The sequence below is a fragment of the Staphylococcus simulans genome (assembly GCF_047037175.1).
GTDB lineage: Bacteria > Bacillota > Bacilli > Staphylococcales > Staphylococcaceae > Staphylococcus > Staphylococcus simulans_C.
Genome location: NZ_CP178241.1, coordinates 1,036,420 through 1,058,632, shown reverse-complemented (window position 1 = coordinate 1,058,632; position 22,213 = coordinate 1,036,420). Strand labels below are relative to the sequence as shown.

Below are 22,213 nucleotides of genomic sequence, written 5' to 3'. Positions count from 1 at the left end.
GTTTTTTTGATACAATTTTATGATGAAGTATTAATAAGGAGGCAGTTCATTAATGGCTAGAGTATCACGTGAAGAAGTTGAACATATTGCAAATTTGTCTAGACTTCATATTTCACCAGAGGAAACAACAGAAATGCAAGACACATTAGAAACAATCCTAAACTTTGCCCAACAAATCGATACAGCTGATACAAGCGATGTAGAACCAACGTATCACGTATTAGATTTACAAAATGTATTAAGAGAGGATAAAGCAGTTAAAGGCATTCCTCAAGAGCTTGCGCTCAAAAATGCAAAAGAAACAGAAGATGGTCAATTCAAAGTACCATCAGTTATCAACGGGGAGGATGCGTAATGTCTATTCGTTATGAATCAGTTGAAAAGTTAAGCGAAATGATTAAGAACAAAGAAATTAAACCTTCTGAAGTTGTAAAAGATATTTATGATGCAATTGAAGAAACAGATCCGACAATTAAATCATTCTTAGCTTTAGATAAAGAGAATGCAATGAAGAAAGCTGAAGAGCTGGATGAATTGCAAGCGAAAGACCAAATGGAAGGTAAACTCTTCGGTATCCCAATGGGTATCAAAGATAACATTATCACTGAAGGTCTTGAAACAACATGTGCAAGTAAAATGTTAGAAGGCTTTGTACCGATTTATGAATCAACAGTTATGAAAAAATTACATGATGAAAATGCAGTTTTAATCGGTAAATTAAACATGGACGAATTTGCAATGGGTGGTTCAACTGAAACTTCTTACTTCAAGAAAACAGTTAACCCATTCGATCATAAAGCTGTTCCTGGCGGATCATCAGGCGGTTCAGCAGCAGCAGTTGCAGCTGGTTTAGTACCGTTCTCATTAGGTTCAGATACTGGCGGATCAATTCGTCAACCAGCAGCATATTGCGGTATTGTTGGTATGAAACCGACATATGGCCGTGTATCTCGTTTTGGTTTAGTTGCGTTCGCATCATCATTAGACCAAATCGGACCTTTAACACGTACTGTTAAAGATAACGCAATTGTTTTAGAAACAATTGTAGGTGTAGATAAACATGATTCTACAAGTGCACCAGTTGAAGATAATGACTTTACTTCAGATATCGGTAAAGATATCAAAGGTATGAAAATTGCTTTACCTAAAGAATACTTAGGTGAAGGTGTATCTGATGAAGTAAAAGCAGCTGTACGTAACGCTGTTGAAATTTTAGAAGGTGAAGGTGCGATTGTAGAAGAAGTATCATTACCAAACACTGGTTATGGTATTCCATCTTACTATGTTATCGCATCATCTGAAGCATCTTCTAACTTATCTCGTTTCGATGGTATTCGTTATGGTTATCATTCAAAAGAAGCAAAAACATTAGAAGAACTATATAAATTCTCACGTAGTGAAGGCTTCGGTAAAGAAGTAAAACGTCGTATTTTACTTGGTACTTTCGCATTAAGTTCAGGTTATTACGATGCATACTACAAAAAATCACAAAAAGTCAGAACGTTGATTCGTCAAGACTTCGACAAAGTATTCGAAAACTATGACGTAGTCGTTGGTCCTACAACACCAACTGCTGCCTTCAACTTAGGTGAAGAAATCAATGATCCGTTGACAATGTATGCAAACGACTTATTAACTACTCCAGTTAACCTTGCCGGCTTACCAGGTATTTCAATACCTTGCGGACAAACTAATAACAGACCGATCGGATTACAGTTTATCGGCAAACCATTTGATGAGAAAACACTTTACCGTGTCGCACATCAATTCGAACAACAATACAACTTACATGATGCATATCAAAATTTATAAGGAGTGTTAATGATGCATTTTGAAACAGTCATTGGACTAGAGGTCCACGTTGAACTGAAAACAGATTCTAAAATGTTCTCTCCATCACCAGCACATTTCGGAGCAGAACCAAACACAAATACGAATGTGATCGACTTAGCATACCCTGGTGTGCTTCCAGTTGTTAATGAACGTGCCGTTGACTGGGCAATGCGTGCTGCAATGGCTTTAAACATGGAAATTGCGACTGAATCTAAATTCGATCGTAAAAACTATTTCTATCCAGATAACCCGAAAGCTTACCAGATTTCACAATTTGACCAACCTATCGGGGAACATGGTTACATTGATATCGAAGTAGACGGCGAAACAAAACGTATTGGTATTACACGTCTTCACATGGAAGAAGATGCGGGTAAATCAACACATAAAGACGGTTATTCATTAGTAGACTTAAACCGTCAAGGTACGCCGTTAATCGAAATCGTATCTGAACCAGATATCCGTTCACCTCAAGAAGCATATGCTTACCTTGAAAAATTACGCTCAATTATCCAATATACTGGCGTATCTGACGGTAAAATGGAAGAAGGTTCATTACGTTGTGATGCCAACATTTCATTACGTCCATATGGTCAAGAAGAATTCGGTACGAAAGCTGAATTGAAAAACTTGAACTCATTCAACTATGTACGTAAAGGTTTAGAATATGAAGAAAAACGCCAAGAAGAAGAATTATTAAATGGCGGTGAAGTACTTCAAGAAACACGTCGTTTTGATGAATCAACGGGTAAAACTATCTTAATGCGTGTCAAAGAAGGTTCAGATGATTATCGTTACTTCCCAGAGCCAGACATCGTACCTTTATACGTTGACGAAGCTTGGAAAGAACGTGTACGTCAAACAATCCCAGAATTACCAGACGTACGTAAGAAAAAATATGTAGAAGAATTCGGATTACCTGCGTATGATGCGCATGTTTTAACATTGACTAAAGAAATGTCTGATTTCTTCGAAGAAGCGGTTGAACAAGGTGCAGACGTTAAATTAACTTCTAACTGGTTAATGGGCGGCGTTAACGAGTACTTGAACAAAAACCAAGTTGAACTTCAAGATACGAAATTAACACCAGAAAACTTAGCGGGTATGATTAAGTTAATTGAAGACGGCACAATGAGCAGTAAAATCGCGAAAAAAGTCTTCCCAGAATTAGCTGAAAACGGTGGAGATGCGAAACAAATCATGGAAGATAAAGGTTTGGTTCAAATCTCAGATGAGTCAGTATTATTAAACTTCGTAACTGAAGCATTAGATAATAACCCGCAATCTGTTGAAGACTTCAAAAACGGTAAAGGTCGTGCGAAAGGCTTCTTAGTCGGTCAAATTATGAAAGCGTCTAAAGGTCAAGCGAACCCACAAATCGTTAATAAATTATTACAACAAGAATTAGATAAACGCTAATTTTTGAGATGAATTTGCAGTGAGTACAGATCGTGTATTCACTGCATTTTTATATGTGCAGAAAAGCGTGAGGGAAGCCTATAGAAACGAATTTCATTGATTTCAACCATTAATACTTTCAACTGAAGCGGAAATCATTTAAAATTGAAAATGAGTAAAAATGATGAGGGATTATTTATGAGAAAACGAGCTAGAATTATTTATAATCCGACTTCAGGCAAGGAATTGTTTAAAAAAATGCTTCCAGAAGTCTTGATTAAAATGGAACAAGCAGGATTTGAAACAAGCGCATATGCTACACAAAAAGCAGGAGATGCGACGATAGAAGCAAAACGTGCACTGCATGAAGAATATGAAATGCTCATCGTTGCTGGTGGTGACGGTACATTAAACGAAGTCATTAATGGTATCGCAGAACATCCGAATCGTCCAAAAATCGGTGTCATCCCAATGGGAACGGTCAATGATTTTGGTCGTGCCTTGCACTTGCCGACTGATATTTTAAGTGCGGTTGATGTGATTATTAAAGGACATACGGTTAAAGTTGATATCGGCAAGATGAATAGCCGTTACTTTATTAATCTAGCTGCTGGCGGACGTATTACTGAAGTCTCTTATGAAACTTCAAGTAAATTAAAAACATTTGTTGGACCCTTTGCGTATTACATCAAAGGGATGGAAATGTTGCCGCAAATGAAAAATGTGGATGTTCGCATTGAATATGATCAAAAAGTCTTCCAAGGTGAAATTTTGTTATTCTTACTTGGACTGACAAATTCTATGGCAGGTTTTGAAAAATTAGTGCCAGATGCGAAATTAGATGATGGTTATTTCACATTGATTATCGTAGAAAAAGCGAATTTGGCAGAATTAGGTCATATTATGACTTTAGCTTCAAGAGGGGAACATATTAAACATCCAAAAGTCACATATGAAATAGCAAAATCTGTCAATGTATCATCTTTTGAACAAATGCCTTTAAACGTAGATGGTGAATATGGCGGACAATTGCCAGCCAATTTCTTAAATTTAAAGCAGCATATTGAAGTTTATACACCAGCCAATGTCGATAATAAAGAATTAATTGAACAAGATTAGAGAAGTAAGCTGAAGAAAGGTTAGGACTTAATCACAAGCCTGACCTTTTTTCTATGGAGGTTAAAGCGTGGAAACATTAAAGAAAAATCAAATCTTTACAAGTGAGGTTATAGATTTAACACATGAAGGACACGGTGTCGTGAAAATTGAGCGTTATCCCGTATTTGTGCCCAATGCCCTGCCTAGTGAGGAAATCAAATACAAATTAATCAAGGTAAACAAGAACTTTGCGATTGGTAAACTCTTAGAGATTCATAAAGAAAGTGCTGAACGTGTGATGCCTCCATGTGTTTACTATGACAAATGCGGGGGGTGTCAACTTCAACATTTGGATTACAACGCACAATTAACAATGAAACGTAATCAAGTGGTAAATTTATTCCATCGTAAAGGCAAATTTGAAGACACAGTTATCAATGACACAATTGGCATGATGAATCCATGGAACTATCGTAATAAATCTCAAATACCTGTTGGTTTAAACAAAGAAAGTGAACCGATGATGGGCTTCTATCGCCAACGCAGTCACGATATTATTGATATGGATGAATGTATTATTCAAGACAGTATACAAAATCAATTAATGCGTTCAATCCGTGCATTACTCAATGACTATAACGTTTCTATTTATGATGAAAAACAAAAAAGCGGTTTATTACGTCATGTGATTATTCGTGTAGGTCATTTTTCACGTGAAGTCATGATTATTTTTGTGACGAATGGTAAGAAATTCAAACAAGCAAAACCCATCATTGAAAAATTGGTTAATGCGATGCCGAATATTAAGAGTGTCATTCAAAATATCAATGAAACGCATTCTAATGTGATTATGGGTAAAACTTCTAAAACACTGTATGGTAAAGATGAAATTATCGATGCGTTGGATACAGTTGAATTTGAAATCAGCGATCAATCATTCTATCAAATCAATTCATCACAAACGATTAAGCTATATGATCAAGCGATGAATTATGCACAATTAACAGGCGAAGAAGTCGTACTTGATACATATTGCGGTATCGGTACGATTGGACTATATATGGCAGATAAAGCGAAACATGTCTATGGTGTTGAAGTCGTACCTGCGGCGATTGAAGATGCGAAGAAAAATGCGCAATTAAATGGTTATGACAATACAACTTTCGTTTGCGGTAAAGCTGAATCTGTGATTCTCGACTGGAAACAACAAGGTATTCAGCCAGATGTTGTGATGGTCGATCCACCACGTAAGGGTTGTGATGAAACATTTTTAAATACATTACTAGAACTCAATCCTAAACGTATTGTCTACATTTCTTGTAACCCAGCAACACAACAACGCGATGCCCAAATTCTTGCCCAAAACTATGACTTAAAAGAAATCACACCTGTCGATATGTTCCCGCAAACAACACATATTGAGACAGTGGCATTGTTTGAAAGAACATAAACAAAAAATATAAATTAAAGAGAACGAGGTGCCTTTAATAAGATGCCTCGTTTTGCTTGTTAAAAAATAGAGTTAAATCTGTCTGAAACAGCACTACCGAAAACCTAGACAAGATGCTTTATAATAGAGTAAAACATACATACAAAGCGAGGTGAGGAAAATGGATGAACGACGAATCGTGCATATTGATATGGATTATTTCTATGCGCAAGTAGAAGTGAGAGATAATCCTAAATTGAGGGGGAAGCCTGTTATTGTCGGAGGAAAGGCCAGTGGACGTGGTGTGGTGTCGACAGCATCTTATGAGGCTAGAAAATATGGCGTCCATTCAGCAATGCCGATGGCTCAAGCCCATAAACTCTGTCCCAATGGTTATTATATTCAGCCGCGCTTTGAAGCTTACAAAGCAACCTCTAAAGAAATTATGGATATCTTTAAGAGTTATACAGAAGTGGTAGAACCTTTATCACTAGATGAAGCCTATTTGGATATTACACATCTTGTTCGTCCTGATTTGCCAGCCTCAACAATCGCGCAATATATTCGAAATGATATTTGGGAGAAGACAGGATTAACTGCTTCCGCCGGTATCTCCTACAACAAATTCCTCGCCAAACTCGCAAGTGGTATGAATAAACCAAACGGCATGATGATTATTAATTACCAAAACGTTCATGACATCCTCATGAACTTAGATATTGGTGGTTTCCCCGGAGTCGGCAAAGCAACTAAAGCAATTATGCATGAACATGATATCTATAACGGTAAAGATTTATATGATAAAGATGAACGTGAATTGGTACGGATTTTTGGCAAAAGGGGTCACGGTTTATATGAAAAGGCCAGAGGTCGCGGTACCAATATAGTGAAGGCGCATCGTATACGAAAATCTGTGGGAACGGAAAGAACATTTTCGACTGATGTAAATGATGATGATGAAATTTTATTGAAAGTGAGAGAGTTAAGTGAGAAGACTGCAGAACGTTTAAACCGTATACAAAAGTCTGGCAAAACAGTAACTGTTAAAATTAAAACCTATCAATTTGAAACATTATCTAAACAACGTAGTTTAAGAGATCCGATTCGAAATGAGATAGATATATATAACATTGCTTATGCACTTTATAATGAGCTGAAAGATCCTGAAGTACCGATACGACTGATTGGTGTGACAGTCGGAAATCTAGAGAAAACGGAATATCAAAATATGTCGATATATGATTTCATATAAAGCAATAACCGATTGAATAGGTTGTTTTAGTTCAATCGGTTATCCTTTATCTATTAAATTTTTGCCATAAACTGCTAACATATCCGATAAACTATTATAGTGCTTCAACAATCTGAATGTAATCATGGCACAGGCTTTCGCATCATTTAATGCATCATGGTGGCCATGAAAATCAAGATGATAATAGTCCATCATATATTTTAATCCATAGCGTTGATTATTAATTGTTCTACGTGCTAATTGTAAAGAACAGAAATATGTCATATTTGGCGTTTGTAAACCTAAGGCCTGAATGCTGGCATGCATGGCGGTCATATCGAATGCCGCATTATGCGCAACAACTGGTAAATTATCAATAAATTGCATCATATAAGGCAAGACAAAGTTGAAGTCAGGTGCGGTTTCAACGTCTTCAGGTTTAATCCCGTGGACATTAATATTTTGTTGTGAAAAGTAATCTTTAGGATTTACCAATGTATAGAACGTTTCAACGATTTCATTTTCAACCACTTTAACCATGCCGACAGAACAAATACTTGTTCGCTTACCGTTTGCGGTTTCAAAGTCCAACGCAACAAATGAATTGCTTGTGTTCAAAAGTTATACGACCTTTCTTAGTGTTTTGAATAAGTAGTAAAATCTTAATGGATTGGTGCACGTGAGTCAAGTGTTTGCTTTAATAACGAGATATAGTTTATTTTTAATTAAAGTCTGAGACATGTTATAATTATTCAGGTTGATATTTAGAGGAGTGAAGCGAATGAGACAATGGACGGCGATCAACTTAGCCAAATTAGCGCGTAAAGCCAGCAGAGCTGCAGGTAAACGCGGTACAGATCTGCCAGGTCAAGTAGCCAGAAGAATTGATAAAAACATATTAAGAAATTTAGCAGAACAAGTCGATGATGTTGTATTTATTAGTGGTACGAATGGTAAAACAACAACTTCGAATTTAATCGGCCATACATTAAAGGCCAACAATATACAAATCATCCATAATAATGAAGGTGCGAATATGGCTGCAGGGATTACTTCTGCATTCATCGTTCAATCTAAACCAGATACTAAAATTGCGATTATTGAAATTGATGAAGGTTCTATTCCTAGAGTGCTCAAAGAAATGACGCCGACAATGATGGTCTTCACAAACTTCTTCCGTGATCAAATGGATCGTTTTGGAGAAATTGATATTATGGTGAACAACATCGCAGATGCCATCAGTCATAAAGGAATTAAACTTTTATTGAACGCTGATGACCCATTTGTCAGCCGATTGAAAATTGCGAGTGAATCTAATGTATATTATGGGATGAAAGCACATGTCCATGAGTTTGAGCAAAGTACAATGAATGAAAGTAAATATTGCCCGAACTGTGGTCGCTTATTAGTGTATGATTATATTCACTATAACCAAATCGGTCATTATCATTGTGAATGTGGCTTTAAGCGTGAACAACCGAAATATGAAGTTTCAAAATTTACGGTATCACCTTTTATTCATTTAACGATTGGCGATACAACGTTTGATATGAAAATTGCGGGAGATTTCAATGCTTATAACGCGATTGCGGCGTATAGTGTATTACGTGAATTAGGTTTAAATGATGAATCTATCCGTAAAGGTTTTGAAACTTATACATCTGATAACGGACGTATGCAGTATTTCAAATCTGGTGCGAAAGAAGCGATGATTAACTTAGCTAAGAACCCAGCAGGTATGAATGCCAGTCTTTCTATGGGTGAACAACTTGAAGGGAAAAAAGTTTATGTCATCAGTTTAAATGACAATGCGGCAGATGGCCGAGATATTTCATGGATTTATGATGCAGACTTTGAAAAATTAAGTGAGCAAGATATCGAAGCTATTGTTGTAACAGGTAACCGAGCGGAAGAATTACAATTACGATTAAAACTTGCAGAAGTTAACGTACCAGTTATCGTAGAACGTGATATTTATAAAGCAACAGCTAAAACAATGGATTATCCAAGTAAGACTGTTGCGATTCCAAACTATACATCACTTGCGCCGATGTTAGAGCAATTAAACCGTTCGTTTGAAATGAGGGAACAAAGATGAATGAATTAACGTTATATCATTTTATGACAGATAAATTAAACTTATATAGCGATATCGGTAATATCATCGCTTTAAAACAACGTGCAAAATGGCGCAATATTAAATTGAATGTTGTAGAAGTCAATGAAACAGAAGGTGTAACATTTGATGATTGCGATATCTTCTTTATCGGTGGCGGCAGTGACCGTGAACAAGCACTTGCGACTAAAGAATTAAGCAAAATCAAAAGTAAATTGAAAGCTGCGATTGAAGCGGGTATGCCTGGTTTAACGATTTGCGGCGGTTATCAATTCTTAGGCAACAAATATATTACGCCAGATGGTACTGAACTTGAAGGTTTAGGTATCTTAGATTTTTACACGCAATCTAAAAAAGAACGTTTGACGGGTGACATTGTCATTGAAAGCGACACGTTTGGCACGATTGTCGGCTTTGAAAATCATGGCGGCAGAACGTATCATAATTTTGATACCTTAGGCAAAGTGACACATGGATTTGGTAATAACGAGGAAGATGGTAAAGAAGGCATTCATTACAAAAACTTATTAGGTACTTATCTCCATGGACCGATTTTGCCTAAGAACCACGAGATTACAGATTACTTGTTAGAACAAGCTTGTGTACGTAAAGGCATTCCATTTGAACCGCGTCAATTGGATAATACAGAAGAAGAAGCGGCTAAACAAGCCATTGTCGATCGCTTTGAAAATAAATAATAAGGTGCATAGTTAGAAAACAAGCACATCAATAAAAAGGTCATTTTTTGAATTGGTTTTCAAAAAATGACCTTTTCTGTTAAGCATAACGTTCATCTAAAATGCGGTACGTCATGAGTATCTCGTAAATGATATGGCTTTTGACTTGTTGTTTTTCAAATTCATCTAAACGAATAACACTGCGTTTTAATATTTCAGCATCTTCATCCACACGTTCAAATCCGCCAGTCTCAATAATTTCATCGATGCTTTCTGCGATATTTAAAATAGCTGTCTGTTCAGCTTTGGTAAAGTGAAACTTTGTGTTTTTAGGCAGATATACAATATTAGATAAATGTGTGATAAACAGGCGGTCTGTATGCGCACGATTAGAGAGTGCTTTCAGTTTCATCCAGTCTTCTTGATCTTTATGATATTCTAGCTCATCTTTTTGATAGCGAATTAATGTATCTACGCGCAAGATGGCTGAGAGTAATTTTTCTAGTTTTTGATTGGTTTTAGGTGAATTGAATTTTTCATTTACTATTTCTTTTAAGCGTTGGCTATAGAGATGATACATATCTTTCTCAACCGTTTGCGCATTTTGCGCAACTTGATGGTAATATTTAGGTGGCAGCACAATTAAGTTTACTAATCCAGCTGTTACCAATCCAATCACAGCAGTTAATAAGCGCGAGAAGAAATTGAAGAAATAATGGTCTCCAATACCAGGTATCATCGCCATTGCGGTTAAAGTAGCGACTGTAATCCCATCGTGCAACTTTAATTTAGCACAAATAAAAATCGTACAGGTCGCACTCATCGCATATGCGAGCGCTGATTTATCACTGAAGATATACGTAAAAAGTACCGCTAAGAGTGCACCAATGACAGTAGCAGGCAAACGTTTATAGCCTTTTTTGAGTGATGCTTTGGCAGTTGGTTCAATGGTGACAATGGCGGTTAAAGTGGCATAAATCGGGTTAAGATTGAGTGCCATACAAAAGAAGGCTGTCAAAAAGGTGGCAAGGCCAGTTTTAATTGTTCTTGCGCCTATAATTTTGCGATACCATTTGTCTTGTGTCATAAAAAAATTTACCTCACTTGATGTCGGCAACATCGTTGCAACATAGTTCCATTTGCAGTTATAAAGTTATGAACTGCTTCTTACAAATTTAGTATAACAAACATTTTTTGCTATAATAAGAAAGAATGAGTGTTAATTATGATAATTTGGTATCATAATGAGACATGTAGAGCGCATATGCGCTGCATTAATAATTATTGAATAAGGAAAGGGATCTCACATGATTGTAAAAACAGAAGAAGAATTAAATGGTTTAAAAGAAATCGGATATATTTGCGCATTAGTCAGAGACACAATGCAAGAAGCAACAAAACCAGGTGTGACAACTAAAGAATTAGATAATATTGCTAAAGATTTATTTGAGGAACATGGCGCATTATCTGCACCTATCCATGATGAAAACTTCCCTGGTCAAACTTGTATCAGTGTTAATGAAGAAGTAGCACATGGTATTCCAAGTAAACGTAAAATTCGCGAAGGGGATTTAGTCAATATTGACGTTTCAGCATTGAAAAATGGTTACTATGCAGATACAGGTATTTCATTTGTAGTGGGTGAACCAAGTGACCCAATGAAACAAAAAGTTTGCGAAGTAGCTGAAGAAGCATTTGATAACGCGATGAAAAAAATCAAACCAGGCAGCAAATTAAGCCAAATCGGTAAAGCAGTACATGCGACTGCACGTAAAAATGACTTGAAAGTTATTCGCAACTTAACTGGCCATGGGGTAGGCAGCTCATTACATGAAGCACCTAATTATGTTTTAAACTATTATGACCCTAAAGATAAAACGTTGTTAAAAGAAGGGACTGTTATCGCGGTAGAACCTTTCATTTCATCTAATGCGACGTTTGTAACTGAAGGTAAAAATGAATGGGCATTTGAAACAAGTGATAAAAGCTATGTTGCACAAATCGAACATACTGTTATTGTGACGAAAGATGGCCCATTATTAACAACTAAAATCGACGATTCAGATAAATAGTTCCTGGGTATAAGAGGGATTAGGACTAAAGTATGAAAGTAAAATGGTTCCAGAGCCTATCGTGAGGCCTCTGGAATTATTTTATAATGGAATTAATCATAAATGAGGTGATTCCATGAATATCATAGCAATTTATTTAGACAAACTTTATCATAATACAGTTAAATACAGTATTACGAACTGCCAAGTGCATTTAAACAGAAAGTTATATTCAACTAAACAATACATCACATATTTAAACCGTAAAAGACAAAACATCGTTGCATATATTGAACAATTGACAGCTGAAGTAGAAAATAAATACATCGATTTGATGGATCAATATCAAATCAGTAATGTACAACGCATGGAAAACATTAATAATGCAGAGTTATCTGCGTTGATGCATGACTTAAATGAAGCAGAGTCAGATTGTGCAAGAATTGAAGCAGATTTATCTGAGCAAAATAAAACACGAATTACACTTGAAAGAGAATGTGATATGATTGCACAAATGAGTTTAGTTGCATAGAAAAGGTGGCGAAACATGACCAATAAATATATCTCGACCGAGATGTTGATTATCTTTACAGCATTAATGATTATAGCCAATTTTTACTATATCTTTTTTGAGAAAATCGGCTTTATCCTCGTATTATTATTAGGGATTATCTTAATGTATATCGGTTATCTTTATTTCCACAAAGTCAGAGGGCTTCTAGCCTTTTGGATTGGGGTATTGATGATTGCCTTTACATTGCTCTCTAACAAATATACGATTATTATTCTGTTTATTTTCTTAGTGCTGATTATTATTCGTTATATCGTCTTTAAATTTAAACCGATGAAGATTATTGCTTCTGACGAAGAAGTCACGTCTCCACAATTTATTAAACAAAAATGGTTCGGTAACCAAAGAACACCTGTTTATGTTTATAAATGGGAAGACTTGCAAATTCAACACGGTATCGGCGATGTCCATATTGATTTAACGAAGGCAGCAAATATCAAAGAAAATAACACGATTGTGATTAGACATTTCATTGGTAAAATTCAAATTATTGTGCCGATGAATTACAACATCAATCTGCATGCAGCCGCATTTTACGGCAATGCGACCGTGAATCATAATACGGTGAAGATTGAGAATAACCATATTCAAATGACAGAAGAAACGAAAGAAGAAAATTATAATATCAATATTTATACTTCAACATTTATTGGTGATGTTGAGGTGGTTTATCGATGAACCACTATATCAGAGCCATCGGTTCAATGCTGATATTGAACTATAGTATTTTAGCGGTTTTCTTTTTTATAGACAAAGTATTTGTTAATATTATCTATTTCCAGGGAATGTTTTACACGCAAATTTTCGGCATTCCTGTTTTCTTGTTTTTAAATATTATAGTCATTTTGATGAGTATTATTGTCGGTTCTGTGTTAGCTTATAAAGTGAACGAACAAAATGATTGGATTAAGACACAAATTGAACATTCCATTGAAGGTGAAGTTGTCGGTATTAATGACCAAAACATCGAACTTTATCAAGAAACATTGGATATTTATCATACACTCGTTCCTTTAAACCAAGAATTACATCGTTTACGTATTAAGACACAAGATTTGACCAATGAAACTTATAATTTAAATGATGTTAAAGTTAAGAAAATAATTGAAGATGAACGCCAACGTTTAGCAAGGGAACTGCATGACTCAGTCAGCCAACAATTATTTGCGGCCAGTATGATGTTATCGGCGATTAAGGAATCACCCCTCGAACCGCCGCTTGATCAGCAGATTCCGACACTAGAAAAAATGGTTCAAGATTCACAATTAGAAATGCGTGCACTCTTACTGCATTTAAGACCACTTGGGTTAAAAGACCGTTCATTAGGTGAAGGGATTAAAGACCTTGTTGTGGATTTACAAAAGAAAGTGCCGATGAAAGTGGTATATGAAATTGAGGATTTTGAAGTGCCAAAAGGGATTGAGGATCATTTATTCCGTATTACGCAAGAAGGTATTTCAAATACTTTGCGACATGCAGAAGGCACAAAATTAACTATTGATTTATATAATAAAGATGATTATCTGTTATTGCGTATTCAAGATGATGGTAAAGGCTTTGATGTAGATGAAAAAATGGAGAAAAGCTATGGATTGAAGAATATGCGAGAGCGAGCATTAGAAATTGGAGCAACACTGCATATTGTATCTTTGCCAGGTGCAGGGACAAGAATAGAAGTGAAGGCTCCATTGAATAAGGAGGATAAAGATGGCGATTAAAGTATTGTTTGTCGACGACCACGAAATGGTTCGTATCGGCATCTCAAGTTATTTATCTACACAACCTGATATCGAAGTCGTCGGGGAAGGCAAATCAGGTAAAGAAGCAATTGAAAAAGCGCATGAATTGCAACCTGATTTAATCTTGATGGATTTATTAATGGAGGATATGGATGGCGTAGAAGCGACCATGCAAATCAAAAAAGATTTACCTCAGATTAAAGTACTGATGCTGACAAGCTATATTGAAGATAATGAAGTGTATCGTGCTTTAGACGCTGGGGTAGATAGTTATATCTTAAAAACAACGAGTGCGAGTGATATCGCAGAAGCAATACGTAAAACGTATCGAAATGAAGCGGTGTTTGAAGCGGAAGTACTCGTTAAAATGCGTAATCGCATGAATCAACGTGCTGAGTTATATGAATTATTAACGGATAGAGAAATGGAAATTCTATTGCTTATCGCAAAAGGATATTCTAATCAAGAAATCGCCAGTGCGTCACATATTACGATTAAAACAGTTAAGACGCATGTGAGTAATATTTTAAGCAAACTTGAAGTTCAAGATAGAACGCAAGCTGTAATTTATGCTTTCCAACATGATTTAATTCAATAAATAGAAAAGGCAAGATTGAAAATAAATGTTTTCAATCTTGCCTTTTTGCTGTTTCAAATGGATGTTATGTACTACTTATTTTGTTCTGCGAGTTCATAACCATCTTGAATTAATTCTAATTCACCTGTATGCGGATCAATTACAAGTCCATGAATAGGTACCTTTTTATCAAATAATGGGTGATGATAAAGCATATCGATATTATGTTTAACATTGTCACTCGCGTTCTCAAATCCTTCTAAGAAGTTATCAACATCAACGCCAGAGTGTTTGATAATATCAAAGGTTTCATCTGTTACACCGCGTTCTTTCATAGCTTCTTTAACCGTATCAACATCTAAGCTGCCCATACCGCAGTCTTTATGTGCCATAATAATAATTTCTTCAGCACCTAAAGCATAAATACCAACTAATAAACTTTTAATTGTTGAACCATAAGGATGCGTAATAATCGCACCTGCATTTTTAACTACTTTTAAATCGCCGTTATTAAAACCTAAAGCTTTTGTGCCTAAGTCTTGTAAACGTGTATCCATACAAGTGAATAATACTGCTTTTTTGTTTGGTTTTTTACTTGTGGAATAGTTTTCGTAATCTTTGTTTTCCACAAATTCTTTATTGTAAGATAAAATACTGTCTAATAATGTCATCTCATTTACACTTCCTGTATCCTGAATTTAGTTGTTTTGTTATATCAAGATGAATTGACTTCATAAAATTAGTTCACAAAAATGTCACTAACCAAATATTACCATACCCTAAATAAATCACATAATAACATGAATTTAACAAAATAAAAGAAAAAGAGCAAAATCAACTTTGAATTAAGACAAAGTTGATTGCTCTTTAAGTAAGTTCTAATCTCTGTCAGCGTGAGGATTTTGCATGTCAGAAATTTCGAATTCACGTTCCTCTAGAGAATCTTCATGTTTTAATGTTCTGCGTTGGTTAATGATTGCGTTGATTTCTGCACCTACAATGATGATGAAACCAGTGATATATAACCATAACATTAATACGATGATACCACCGATACTGCCGTATGTTTTAGAATAGTTTGCGAAGTTTGAAACATAAAAACCAAACGCTGCAGTACCAAGAATCCATACTACTGATGCGAAGAGTGCACCTGGTAATACTGATTTGAATTTAATTTTGATATTTGGTGCTAGGGCATAGAGTGTCGTGAATAAAATGAAAATCACGATAAATGGTAATAAGAATCGTAAAATACTAAATACCCATTTGACTTGGCTATCTAGTCCGAGCGGACCAAATAGTAAATGACCGATTTGTTGACCGAATACGGGTAAGATTAAAGCGACAATGAAGACGACACCCATAATGACAGTGAATAACACACTGATTAATTTTAATACAATTGGGTTTCTGCCATCTTCAACATCATATGCGACGTTAAATGCATTCATTAATGCAGTCATACCATTAGAGGCAGACCATAGTGCTAAAATCAAGCCAACAGATAAAATACTGCCGCTGGCATTTTTCATAATATCTTCTATGATGCCTGTTAGTAAATCTGCTGTAGAAGCAGGCGCATTTTTGGCGATCATGCCGACGATTTTATTTCTGTCAATTTGGAATAATGGCAATAATGAAAGCAAGAACAGCAACATAGGGAATAGTGATAACATAAAGTAATATGAAAGCTGTGCTGCTAAACCTGCCGCATCGTCTTTACCAATTCGGTAAATTAAAAATGAAAAGAAATTAGAATCTTTCGTATATTTAGCCGGCTTGTTGTTTCTGGCTACAAAGAAAGTCTGATTCGGTTTCTTAGGTGATTTTGACTTAAATTCTTGTGGCGATACGTAGTTGTTGTGTCCTTCGTGTGTGATTCCTTCAGACTTTTCTTTTACTTTTTGAAGGATTCCTTCTTTTTTGCTATTTTTGTCATTTTCATGAGAATGAGACATTACATGAACTCCTTTATTACTATAATTAAATGGGCCAATAAGTTGAAAAAAGGGGGATAGAACTTAAATGAATGTCACTTAAGTTTATCCCTATAGTCAACTCATCTTAAGATACTTAAAACCTTCAATTAGTTTAAGTGCTTGTCGTTTTGTTTACGTTCTTGTAACGTATTTTTCGCATTTTTTAAAGCACGTTCTAATTCTGGGTTGTTGCGACGGATTTCTTCAATCGCATCTTTCCAGTAAAGCACTTCTTCTTTGATAACACTGAATTTAGAAGGTCCTCTATCTGAACGTTTACCTTCTTTTAAGTTTTGGATGCTGCTTTGTAAAGCGTTACGTGTGTTTTTGTCAGCTAATGTAATTGCGCCGCCAACTAATGCGCCTAATAAAATGCCTGGTACTAATTTGTTATTCATAATATATCTACTCCTCTTTAGAATTTGTGTCTTTAAGAATGTAATCAATTAAATTATCACATGATGATTGTACCATATCGAAAACACCCTCAAAATTATTTGTGTAGTAAGGATCAGGTACATCTTGTTCTTCCATATCGCTGAATTCCAATAATTTGAATAATTGGCCCTTCAACTCAGGATTAATACGCTTAATATTATCTACATTACTTTGATCCATCGCAATGATGTAGTCAAAGTCATCTGTAGGTTCAAATAGTTCACTAATCATACCGTCGAAAGGTATATTGTGAGTATTTAAAATGCGTTGTGTTCCTTCGTGAGGTGTTTGGCCTAAATTCCAACTGCCTGTGCCGCGTGAATATACTTCTATACCTTTGATACCACGGTCTTTCAGACGTTGCTTCATGATTGCTTCAGCCATTGGAGAACGACAAATATTGCCTAAACAGACAAATGCAACTGTAGTCATATTTTACCTCCAAAACATTTTTCAGTCAGGTAAATAAAGCGTATGATTGAACATAGATAGAAAGAATACCTAACGTTCCATAGATAATATTTACCCGAACTCAGATGAAATAACCCATATAATATAATCTTATCGGTTTTCAAGCAACTTCTAAAGAGGAAATTATCAAAAGTTTTCAGGAATTGTTGAATTTGATAATATATAACCATAAAGAGGTGATTTAAATGTCAGAAAAGAATAAAGATATGATTATTGAAATCAGAGAAAAATTAAACGTGGTCAATGTCAATCTAATTGATCCTGATAAATTTGAAGATGCAGACGAAGCTAAAATCGAAGAAATTCATAGTTTTGTTACTTCTAAGGATAAATTTTCACCGAGTGAAGTTACTGCCATTGCATCTGAATTAGGTGAATTAAGACAATCTTAAGAACAAACAGCAGTCAGAATAAGGAGGAACTTAGTTATGTCTCAATTACAAGAAAAGCTAAAACAATATGCGCAACTTATCGTCAATGTCGGTATGAATGTGCAAGAGGGGCAACCGGTATTTATTCGTTCATCTGTAGATGCATTAGAATTAACGCATGATATCGTTGAAGCAGCATATCAACGCGGTGCTTCTGATGTAAGAGTAAAATATGCAGATGATACGTTAAGACGTTTACAGTTCGAACATGAATCTGCAGACTACTTCTCAGAAAATGATGTAAAAGCTTATGATGTTGAAGAACGTATGGACTATGTCAAACGCGGTGCTGCCAACTTAGCTTTAATCAGTTCTGATCCTGATTTATTAAGTGATGCAGATAGTGCTAAAAAAGCGGCTTTCGGCAAAGCTTATTCAAAAGGATTTAAAGGTTATATGGAAGCCATTCAAAATAATGACTTGCCATGGTGTGTGGTCGTATATCCAAATAAAGCATGGGCACAACGTGTCTATCCTGAATTAGATGCCGAAGCTGCATATGAAAAATTCATCGATGAATTATTAGATATTGTCCGTGTCGACGGCAATGATCCGATTGAAAATTGGAATCAACATATCCAAAATCTTAGTGAACATGCGACATATTTACAAAACAAACAATACACAGCACTTCACTATATTTCAGAAGGTACAGATTTAACAATTGGCTTGCCTAAAAATCATTTATGGCAAGATGCGACAAGTTTCACAAATAGTGGACAAGAATTCATTGCTAATATACCGACTGAAGAAGTATTTACAGCACCAGATCGTAACCGTGTCAATGGTTATGTTACAAATAAACTTCCGCTTAGTTACAACGGCACATTGATTGATGGCTTTAAACTTACATTCAAAGAAGGTAAAGTCGTTGAGTTTTCTGCTGAAAAAGGGGAAGAAGTATTACGTGACTTGCTAGATACCGATGAAGGCTCAAGATATTTAGGGGAAGTCGCATTAGTTCCAGACGATTCACCGATTTCAAATCGCAATCGTGTCTTTTATAACACATTATTAGATGAAAATGCTTCTTGTCATATCGCATTAGGTGCCGGTTATCCATTTACGATTATTGGCGGCACAGATATGACGCGTGAACAATTAAGTGAAGAAGGGTTAAATGATGCGTTTATTCATGAAGATTTCATGATTGGCAGCGCTGATTTAACAATTTACGGTATCACGCAAGATGGGGGAGAAGAAATTGTGTTTAAAGACGGTAACTGGGCTTATTAATTAAAATAAAATCAATTTATAAAGGAGATTCATCGTGGAACAAAGAGAAAGTAAACCTATGTCAGCTTCAAAAACTGTTAAAGATCGTCAAGTCTATCCGCAAGATACTAACCACCACCATACAATGTTCGGGGGCTTATTAATGGCGAACATTGATGAAATTGCGGCAATCTGTGCTATGAAACATAGTAGTACACCTGTTGTTACAGCATCTACGGATTCAGTAGACTTTTTATTACCTATTCGTAACGGAGACATTATTTCATACGAAGCAATGGTTTCATATGCAGGGAATAGTTCAATGGAAGTATGTGTACAAATTATTCTGCAAGATATTATTAATGACAAAAAACACATGGCAGCACTCAGCTTCTTAACATTTGTCGCATTAGATGAAAACGGCAAACCGACAGAAGTACCTGGTGTTTATCCTGAAGGGGAAATCCAAGAGTGGTTCCATAGTACTGCACCTGCGCGTGTTAAACGTAGAAAAGAACGTCGTCAAGAAAGTAAGGATACATTAGAATTCTTAACAAGAAGACGTCATATTGAATAAATGAAGCATTTAAAAATGGCATCTCCACACAGTACTTTGTGTCGGGATGCCATTTTTTTGACTTTAATTATTGTTGTTGAAAGATGCGGTGCATCATTTTTTCTTTTTCACGGAAATCTGTATTTGGATAATACATATTTTTAACGAGCAAGTTGGGTCCTAAGCAATGAACAGGTGCGCAATGGCAATTTAGACTTTGTGCTAAGTCGGAAGCTAACCATTTATCAAAAACATCCGTTAGACGATCAGTTTGAATGTTAGAAATAGAGCCTGTTTCATCACCAAAGTCTGTTACAATTACATCGCCTGTAAAGACGTTGACATTCAAGCGACTGCGACCATCTGGATCATTACGTAAGCTGACATTCTTCGCTGAGCGCAGTTGGTTGAATAATTGTGCGTCATCTTCATCTTGGATACAAGGATACATAGGCAGCGTACCGAATAGCATCCAGATAGATTCATCGCGAATTTCTAATAAGTGACGAATTGTTTCTTTGATTTCTTTTAAACTTAATACATTTAATTGGCTTGCAAAATCAGAAGGGTACATCGGATGGATTTCGTGACGGCTGCATTTCATATCGTTAACTACTTCACGATGGATTTTTTCTAAATAAGGTTTGGTGCTTTGGTTCAACATCGTTTCAGCTGAAACAAACATGCCTTGTTCTGATAACGTTCTGGAATTTTCAATCATTTGTTCATAAAGTTTGAGTTTTGCTTTAAGCGGAGGCTGCTTTTCCATTGCGCCGAATCCAACTGTAGCAAATTCATCTGTCGTTCCCCAGTTGTGTGAAATGTGCATCACATCTATGTATTCAGCAATATCTAAATAACGATCTTGCGGCAATGTTAAATTAGAGTTCATTTGTGTATAAATACCGCGATCATAAGCGTATTTCAAAAGTGGTTTAACGACATTTCGAATCGATTTCTTAGAAAACATCGGTTCGCCGCCTGTGATAGATAAAGTACGCAAGTTTGGAATTTCATCTAGACGCTTAAACATTAAATCCATAGGAAGCGGTTCTGGATCTTTTGTTTGCAAGGTATAACCAACAGCACAGTGACTGCAACGCATATTACATAAATTCGTAGTTGTGAATTCAATGTTGCTTAACTGCAAACCGCCAGTTGCCTCAACGTCGTTATATGCCTCCCAAGGATCATTTGCTATTGTAATCGGCTTTTTAATATTCGTAGATTGGCCAATCATTATTTTGCCTTCTTTCTGTACAATGTATTTCTTGAATAAAATTCGGGTAATGTGAACTGAAAGGTTCAAATCACAAAAGTAATTCATTCCATATTATTAATATTCTAGTGAATTTTGTCAATCGCATGTTAAGATAAGAATATATTTTTTATAAAGGAGCCTTATCATGAAAATGAGCGAAAATGAATTAATCACAAACATTAAAACGAGATTATCTGAATTTGTAGATGAAATTGACCATGTGGATCCAGATAAAGTCAGTGTTGAAGACGTAGATGAATGGATTGGTTTACTCGATCAACTAGAAGAGAAAGTAAAATTGTATCAACGTGAGAAGTAATTGTTAATACTTTCTATGTTTAAGTTAGCGCTTTTTGGTCTATACAATTAGTACAAACAAAGACAAAAGCAATTCAAAATACAATGTATTGTATAGAATAGAAAGGTGATAAATCAATGGCACAAACAGTAGCAATTATTTTAGGTAATGACTTTGAGGATATTGAATTAACAAGTCCAAAAGAAGCAATTGAAGAAGCTGGCTATAAAACAGTGATTATTGGTTCTGAAGCTGGAGAAGAAGTAGTCGGTAAACATGGTACAAAAGCTAAAGTTGATGTAGATATCGGTTCAGCACAACCAAGCGACTACGCAGGCTTATTAATTCCTGGCGGATTTTCACCAGACCACTTACGTGGAGACGTAGAAGGCAGATATGGTACATTCGCAAAAGCATTCATCAAAGAAGATGACCCTATCTTTGCGATTTGCCATGGTCCACAAGTTTTAATTGATACAGATGATTTAAAAGGCCGTACGTTAACAGCAGTCTTAAACGTACGTAAAGATTTAGAAAATGCAGGTGCTGATGTTAAAGATGAATCAGTAGTAGTGGATAAAAATCTTGTAACAAGCCGTACACCTGATGATTTAGATGACTTCAACAAAGCAATTGTTGACACTTTAAAAAATAATGAAGCATAAGCTTAATCAGCTTAGCCGGAGTATCTGAGAGATATTCCGGCTTTTTTACATAGATGGGTGTATCAACGTGTACTACTCAAGACTGATTTTGTGTTAAAACGTATAATTCTTATTTCATATCAAACGGTTCTCAATTATAATTATGTGTGAAATACTAAAAAAAGATTGAGGAGATCTGT

The 22,213-nt window shown here is 35.7% G+C and carries 25 protein-coding genes; 18 read left to right on the top strand and 7 right to left on the bottom strand.

Going from position 1 to position 22,213, the window contains the following annotated elements; genetic code table 11:
- Window positions 1–52 precede the first annotated feature (52 nt).
- The 6 genes from gatC (at window position 53) to dinB (ending at window position 7,010) form a co-directional block, all read left to right on the top strand.
- Entirely contained in the window at window positions 53–355 is a 303-nt protein-coding gene (gatC, locus tag ACFCT9_RS05325) for an Asp-tRNA(Asn)/Glu-tRNA(Gln) amidotransferase subunit GatC (RefSeq protein ID WP_412521394.1), read from the top strand.
- Window positions 355–1,812, top strand: coding sequence for an Asp-tRNA(Asn)/Glu-tRNA(Gln) amidotransferase subunit GatA (gatA, locus tag ACFCT9_RS05320; protein ID WP_412521393.1), 1,458 nt, complete (start codon window positions 355–357; stop codon window positions 1,810–1,812). The genes gatC and gatA overlap by 1 nt, the downstream gene beginning before the upstream one ends.
- A 12-nt stretch (window positions 1,813–1,824) precedes the next feature.
- A complete protein-coding gene (gene gatB / locus ACFCT9_RS05315; RefSeq protein ID WP_412521392.1) occupies window positions 1,825–3,252 on the top strand; it encodes an Asp-tRNA(Asn)/Glu-tRNA(Gln) amidotransferase subunit GatB in 1,428 nt (475 codons plus the stop codon).
- A gap of 177 nt (window positions 3,253–3,429) precedes the next feature.
- Window positions 3,430–4,350 carry a diacylglycerol kinase gene (locus ACFCT9_RS05310; protein ID WP_412521391.1) on the top strand — a complete coding sequence of 307 codons (921 nt, stop codon included), beginning with the start codon at window positions 3,430–3,432 and terminating at the stop codon, window positions 4,348–4,350.
- Window positions 4,351–4,417: 67 nt separating this feature from the next.
- Window positions 4,418–5,779 (top strand): 23S rRNA (uracil(1939)-C(5))-methyltransferase RlmD, encoded by a 1,362-nt coding sequence (gene rlmD, locus ACFCT9_RS05305; protein ID WP_412521390.1) that lies wholly within the window; start codon window positions 4,418–4,420, stop codon window positions 5,777–5,779.
- A gap of 160 nt (window positions 5,780–5,939) precedes the next feature.
- A complete protein-coding gene (gene dinB / locus ACFCT9_RS05300; protein WP_412521389.1) occupies window positions 5,940–7,010 on the top strand; it encodes a DNA polymerase IV in 1,071 nt (356 codons plus the stop codon).
- Window positions 7,011–7,049: 39 nt separating this feature from the next.
- Here dinB and ACFCT9_RS05295 read toward each other — a convergent pair whose 3' ends face one another.
- Window positions 7,050–7,607, bottom strand: coding sequence for a 3'-5' exonuclease (locus ACFCT9_RS05295; protein WP_412521388.1), 558 nt, complete (start codon window positions 7,605–7,607; stop codon window positions 7,050–7,052).
- A gap of 163 nt (window positions 7,608–7,770) precedes the next feature.
- Between ACFCT9_RS05295 and ACFCT9_RS05290 the strand changes: the two genes are divergently transcribed.
- Window positions 7,771–9,087: a MurT ligase domain-containing protein gene (locus tag ACFCT9_RS05290; protein WP_412521387.1), complete on the top strand. Its 1,317-nt coding sequence runs from the start codon at window positions 7,771–7,773 to the stop codon at window positions 9,085–9,087.
- Window positions 9,084–9,803 (top strand): type 1 glutamine amidotransferase, encoded by a 720-nt coding sequence (locus tag ACFCT9_RS05285; RefSeq protein ID WP_412521386.1) that lies wholly within the window; start codon window positions 9,084–9,086, stop codon window positions 9,801–9,803. The genes ACFCT9_RS05290 and ACFCT9_RS05285 overlap by 4 nt, the downstream gene beginning before the upstream one ends.
- Before the next feature lie 79 nt (window positions 9,804–9,882).
- On the opposite strand, the gene ACFCT9_RS05280 is transcribed toward ACFCT9_RS05285, so the two are convergent.
- Window positions 9,883–10,869 carry an FUSC family protein gene (locus ACFCT9_RS05280; protein WP_412521385.1) on the bottom strand — a complete coding sequence of 329 codons (987 nt, stop codon included), beginning with the start codon at window positions 10,867–10,869 and terminating at the stop codon, window positions 9,883–9,885.
- A 220-nt stretch (window positions 10,870–11,089) separates the two neighbouring features.
- Here ACFCT9_RS05280 and map point away from each other — a divergent pair, with 220 nt between their 5' ends.
- The 5 genes from map (at window position 11,090) to ACFCT9_RS05255 (ending at window position 14,741) form a co-directional block, all read left to right on the top strand.
- Window positions 11,090–11,854, top strand: coding sequence for a type I methionyl aminopeptidase (gene map, locus ACFCT9_RS05275; protein ID WP_412521384.1), 765 nt, complete (start codon window positions 11,090–11,092; stop codon window positions 11,852–11,854).
- A gap of 115 nt (window positions 11,855–11,969) precedes the next feature.
- Window positions 11,970–12,365 carry a hypothetical protein gene (locus ACFCT9_RS05270; protein WP_412521383.1) on the top strand — a complete coding sequence of 132 codons (396 nt, stop codon included), beginning with the start codon at window positions 11,970–11,972 and terminating at the stop codon, window positions 12,363–12,365.
- A 15-nt stretch (window positions 12,366–12,380) separates the two neighbouring features.
- Complete coding sequence (liaF, locus tag ACFCT9_RS05265; protein ID WP_412521382.1) at window positions 12,381–13,082, top strand: cell wall-active antibiotics response protein LiaF; 702 nt, start codon at window positions 12,381–12,383, stop codon at window positions 13,080–13,082.
- On the top strand, window positions 13,079–14,122 hold the full coding sequence (locus tag ACFCT9_RS05260; RefSeq protein WP_412521381.1) for a sensor histidine kinase: 1,044 nt from the start codon (window positions 13,079–13,081) through the stop codon (window positions 14,120–14,122). The genes liaF and ACFCT9_RS05260 overlap by 4 nt, the downstream gene beginning before the upstream one ends.
- The gene (locus ACFCT9_RS05255; protein WP_002481662.1) at window positions 14,112–14,741 is read left to right on the top strand and encodes a response regulator transcription factor; all 630 of its coding nucleotides are present in this window, start codon (window positions 14,112–14,114) and stop codon (window positions 14,739–14,741) included. The genes ACFCT9_RS05260 and ACFCT9_RS05255 overlap by 11 nt, the downstream gene beginning before the upstream one ends.
- 71 nt (window positions 14,742–14,812) lie before the next feature.
- Here ACFCT9_RS05255 and ACFCT9_RS05250 read toward each other — a convergent pair whose 3' ends face one another.
- The 4 genes from ACFCT9_RS05250 to ACFCT9_RS05235 all read right to left on the bottom strand — a co-directional run bounded on the left by ACFCT9_RS05250 (window position 14,813) and on the right by ACFCT9_RS05235 (window position 17,569).
- Window positions 14,813–15,391: a beta-class carbonic anhydrase gene (locus ACFCT9_RS05250; RefSeq protein ID WP_412521380.1), complete on the bottom strand. Its 579-nt coding sequence runs from the start codon at window positions 15,389–15,391 to the stop codon at window positions 14,813–14,815.
- Window positions 15,392–15,598: 207 nt separating this feature from the next.
- Complete coding sequence (locus ACFCT9_RS05245; protein WP_412521379.1) at window positions 15,599–16,678, bottom strand: YihY/virulence factor BrkB family protein; 1,080 nt, start codon at window positions 16,676–16,678, stop codon at window positions 15,599–15,601.
- Window positions 16,679–16,806: 128 nt separating this feature from the next.
- The gene (locus ACFCT9_RS05240) at window positions 16,807–17,097 is read right to left on the bottom strand and encodes a YtxH domain-containing protein (protein WP_412521378.1); all 291 of its coding nucleotides are present in this window, start codon (window positions 17,095–17,097) and stop codon (window positions 16,807–16,809) included.
- A 7-nt stretch (window positions 17,098–17,104) separates the two neighbouring features.
- Complete coding sequence (locus ACFCT9_RS05235; protein WP_412521377.1) at window positions 17,105–17,569, bottom strand: low molecular weight protein-tyrosine-phosphatase; 465 nt, start codon at window positions 17,567–17,569, stop codon at window positions 17,105–17,107.
- Between the two features lie 224 nt (window positions 17,570–17,793).
- Here ACFCT9_RS05235 and ACFCT9_RS05230 point away from each other — a divergent pair, with 224 nt between their 5' ends.
- From ACFCT9_RS05230 to ACFCT9_RS05220, 3 genes are read left to right on the top strand one after another with little or no spacing between them, the layout of a single operon-like run.
- Entirely contained in the window at window positions 17,794–18,000 is a 207-nt protein-coding gene (locus ACFCT9_RS05230) for a DUF1128 family protein (protein WP_412521376.1), read from the top strand.
- A 36-nt stretch (window positions 18,001–18,036) separates the two neighbouring features.
- Complete coding sequence (locus tag ACFCT9_RS05225) at window positions 18,037–19,275, top strand: aminopeptidase (RefSeq protein WP_412521375.1); 1,239 nt, start codon at window positions 18,037–18,039, stop codon at window positions 19,273–19,275.
- A 58-nt stretch (window positions 19,276–19,333) separates the two neighbouring features.
- Window positions 19,334–19,831: an acyl-CoA thioesterase gene (locus ACFCT9_RS05220; protein ID WP_412521620.1), complete on the top strand. Its 498-nt coding sequence runs from the start codon at window positions 19,334–19,336 to the stop codon at window positions 19,829–19,831.
- A gap of 67 nt (window positions 19,832–19,898) precedes the next feature.
- On the opposite strand, the gene yfkAB is transcribed toward ACFCT9_RS05220, so the two are convergent.
- Window positions 19,899–21,050, bottom strand: a complete 1,152-nt coding sequence (gene yfkAB, locus ACFCT9_RS05215; protein WP_412521374.1) for a radical SAM/CxCxxxxC motif protein YfkAB — start codon at window positions 21,048–21,050, stop codon at window positions 19,899–19,901.
- 172 nt (window positions 21,051–21,222) lie between these two features.
- Here yfkAB and ACFCT9_RS05210 point away from each other — a divergent pair, with 172 nt between their 5' ends.
- Both ACFCT9_RS05210 and ACFCT9_RS05205 read left to right on the top strand, forming a co-directional pair.
- Entirely contained in the window at window positions 21,223–21,390 is a 168-nt protein-coding gene (locus ACFCT9_RS05210) for an SE1561 family protein (protein WP_096754677.1), read from the top strand.
- Between the two features lie 116 nt (window positions 21,391–21,506).
- Entirely contained in the window at window positions 21,507–22,034 is a 528-nt protein-coding gene (locus ACFCT9_RS05205; RefSeq protein ID WP_412521373.1) for a type 1 glutamine amidotransferase domain-containing protein, read from the top strand.
- Window positions 22,035–22,213: the final 179 nt, after the last annotated feature.

Excerpts from the sequence above, each read along its gene's own strand:
- gatC (WP_412521394.1), top strand. The coding sequence starts at position 53 with ATGGCTAGAGTATCACGTGAAGAAGTTGAACATATTGCAAATTTGTCT.
- gatA (WP_412521393.1), top strand. The coding sequence starts at position 355 with ATGTCTATTCGTTATGAATCAGTTGAAAAGTTAAGCGAAATGATTAAG.
- gatB (WP_412521392.1), top strand. The coding sequence starts at position 1,825 with ATGCATTTTGAAACAGTCATTGGACTAGAGGTCCACGTTGAACTGAAA.
- ACFCT9_RS05310 (WP_412521391.1), top strand. The coding sequence starts at position 3,430 with ATGAGAAAACGAGCTAGAATTATTTATAATCCGACTTCAGGCAAGGAA.
- dinB (WP_412521389.1), top strand. The coding sequence starts at position 5,940 with ATGGATGAACGACGAATCGTGCATATTGATATGGATTATTTCTATGCG.
- ACFCT9_RS05290 (WP_412521387.1), top strand. The coding sequence starts at position 7,771 with ATGAGACAATGGACGGCGATCAACTTAGCCAAATTAGCGCGTAAAGCC.
- ACFCT9_RS05285 (WP_412521386.1), top strand. The coding sequence starts at position 9,084 with ATGAATGAATTAACGTTATATCATTTTATGACAGATAAATTAAACTTA.
- ACFCT9_RS05280 (WP_412521385.1), bottom strand. The coding sequence starts at position 10,869 with ATGACACAAGACAAATGGTATCGCAAAATTATAGGCGCAAGAACAATT.
- map (WP_412521384.1), top strand. The coding sequence starts at position 11,090 with ATGATTGTAAAAACAGAAGAAGAATTAAATGGTTTAAAAGAAATCGGA.
- ACFCT9_RS05270 (WP_412521383.1), top strand. The coding sequence starts at position 11,970 with ATGAATATCATAGCAATTTATTTAGACAAACTTTATCATAATACAGTT.
- liaF (WP_412521382.1), top strand. The coding sequence starts at position 12,381 with ATGACCAATAAATATATCTCGACCGAGATGTTGATTATCTTTACAGCA.
- ACFCT9_RS05260 (WP_412521381.1), top strand. The coding sequence starts at position 13,079 with ATGAACCACTATATCAGAGCCATCGGTTCAATGCTGATATTGAACTAT.
- ACFCT9_RS05255 (WP_002481662.1), top strand. The coding sequence starts at position 14,112 with ATGGCGATTAAAGTATTGTTTGTCGACGACCACGAAATGGTTCGTATC.
- ACFCT9_RS05250 (WP_412521380.1), bottom strand. The coding sequence starts at position 15,391 with ATGACATTATTAGACAGTATTTTATCTTACAATAAAGAATTTGTGGAA.
- ACFCT9_RS05245 (WP_412521379.1), bottom strand. The coding sequence starts at position 16,678 with ATGTCTCATTCTCATGAAAATGACAAAAATAGCAAAAAAGAAGGAATC.
- ACFCT9_RS05240 (WP_412521378.1), bottom strand. The coding sequence starts at position 17,097 with ATGAATAACAAATTAGTACCAGGCATTTTATTAGGCGCATTAGTTGGC.
- ACFCT9_RS05235 (WP_412521377.1), bottom strand. The coding sequence starts at position 17,569 with ATGACTACAGTTGCATTTGTCTGTTTAGGCAATATTTGTCGTTCTCCA.
- ACFCT9_RS05230 (WP_412521376.1), top strand. The coding sequence starts at position 17,794 with ATGTCAGAAAAGAATAAAGATATGATTATTGAAATCAGAGAAAAATTA.
- ACFCT9_RS05225 (WP_412521375.1), top strand. The coding sequence starts at position 18,037 with ATGTCTCAATTACAAGAAAAGCTAAAACAATATGCGCAACTTATCGTC.
- ACFCT9_RS05220 (WP_412521620.1), top strand. The coding sequence starts at position 19,334 with ATGTCAGCTTCAAAAACTGTTAAAGATCGTCAAGTCTATCCGCAAGAT.
- yfkAB (WP_412521374.1), bottom strand. The coding sequence starts at position 21,050 with ATGATTGGCCAATCTACGAATATTAAAAAGCCGATTACAATAGCAAAT.
- ACFCT9_RS05210 (WP_096754677.1), top strand. The coding sequence starts at position 21,223 with ATGAGCGAAAATGAATTAATCACAAACATTAAAACGAGATTATCTGAA.
- ACFCT9_RS05205 (WP_412521373.1), top strand. The coding sequence starts at position 21,507 with ATGGCACAAACAGTAGCAATTATTTTAGGTAATGACTTTGAGGATATT.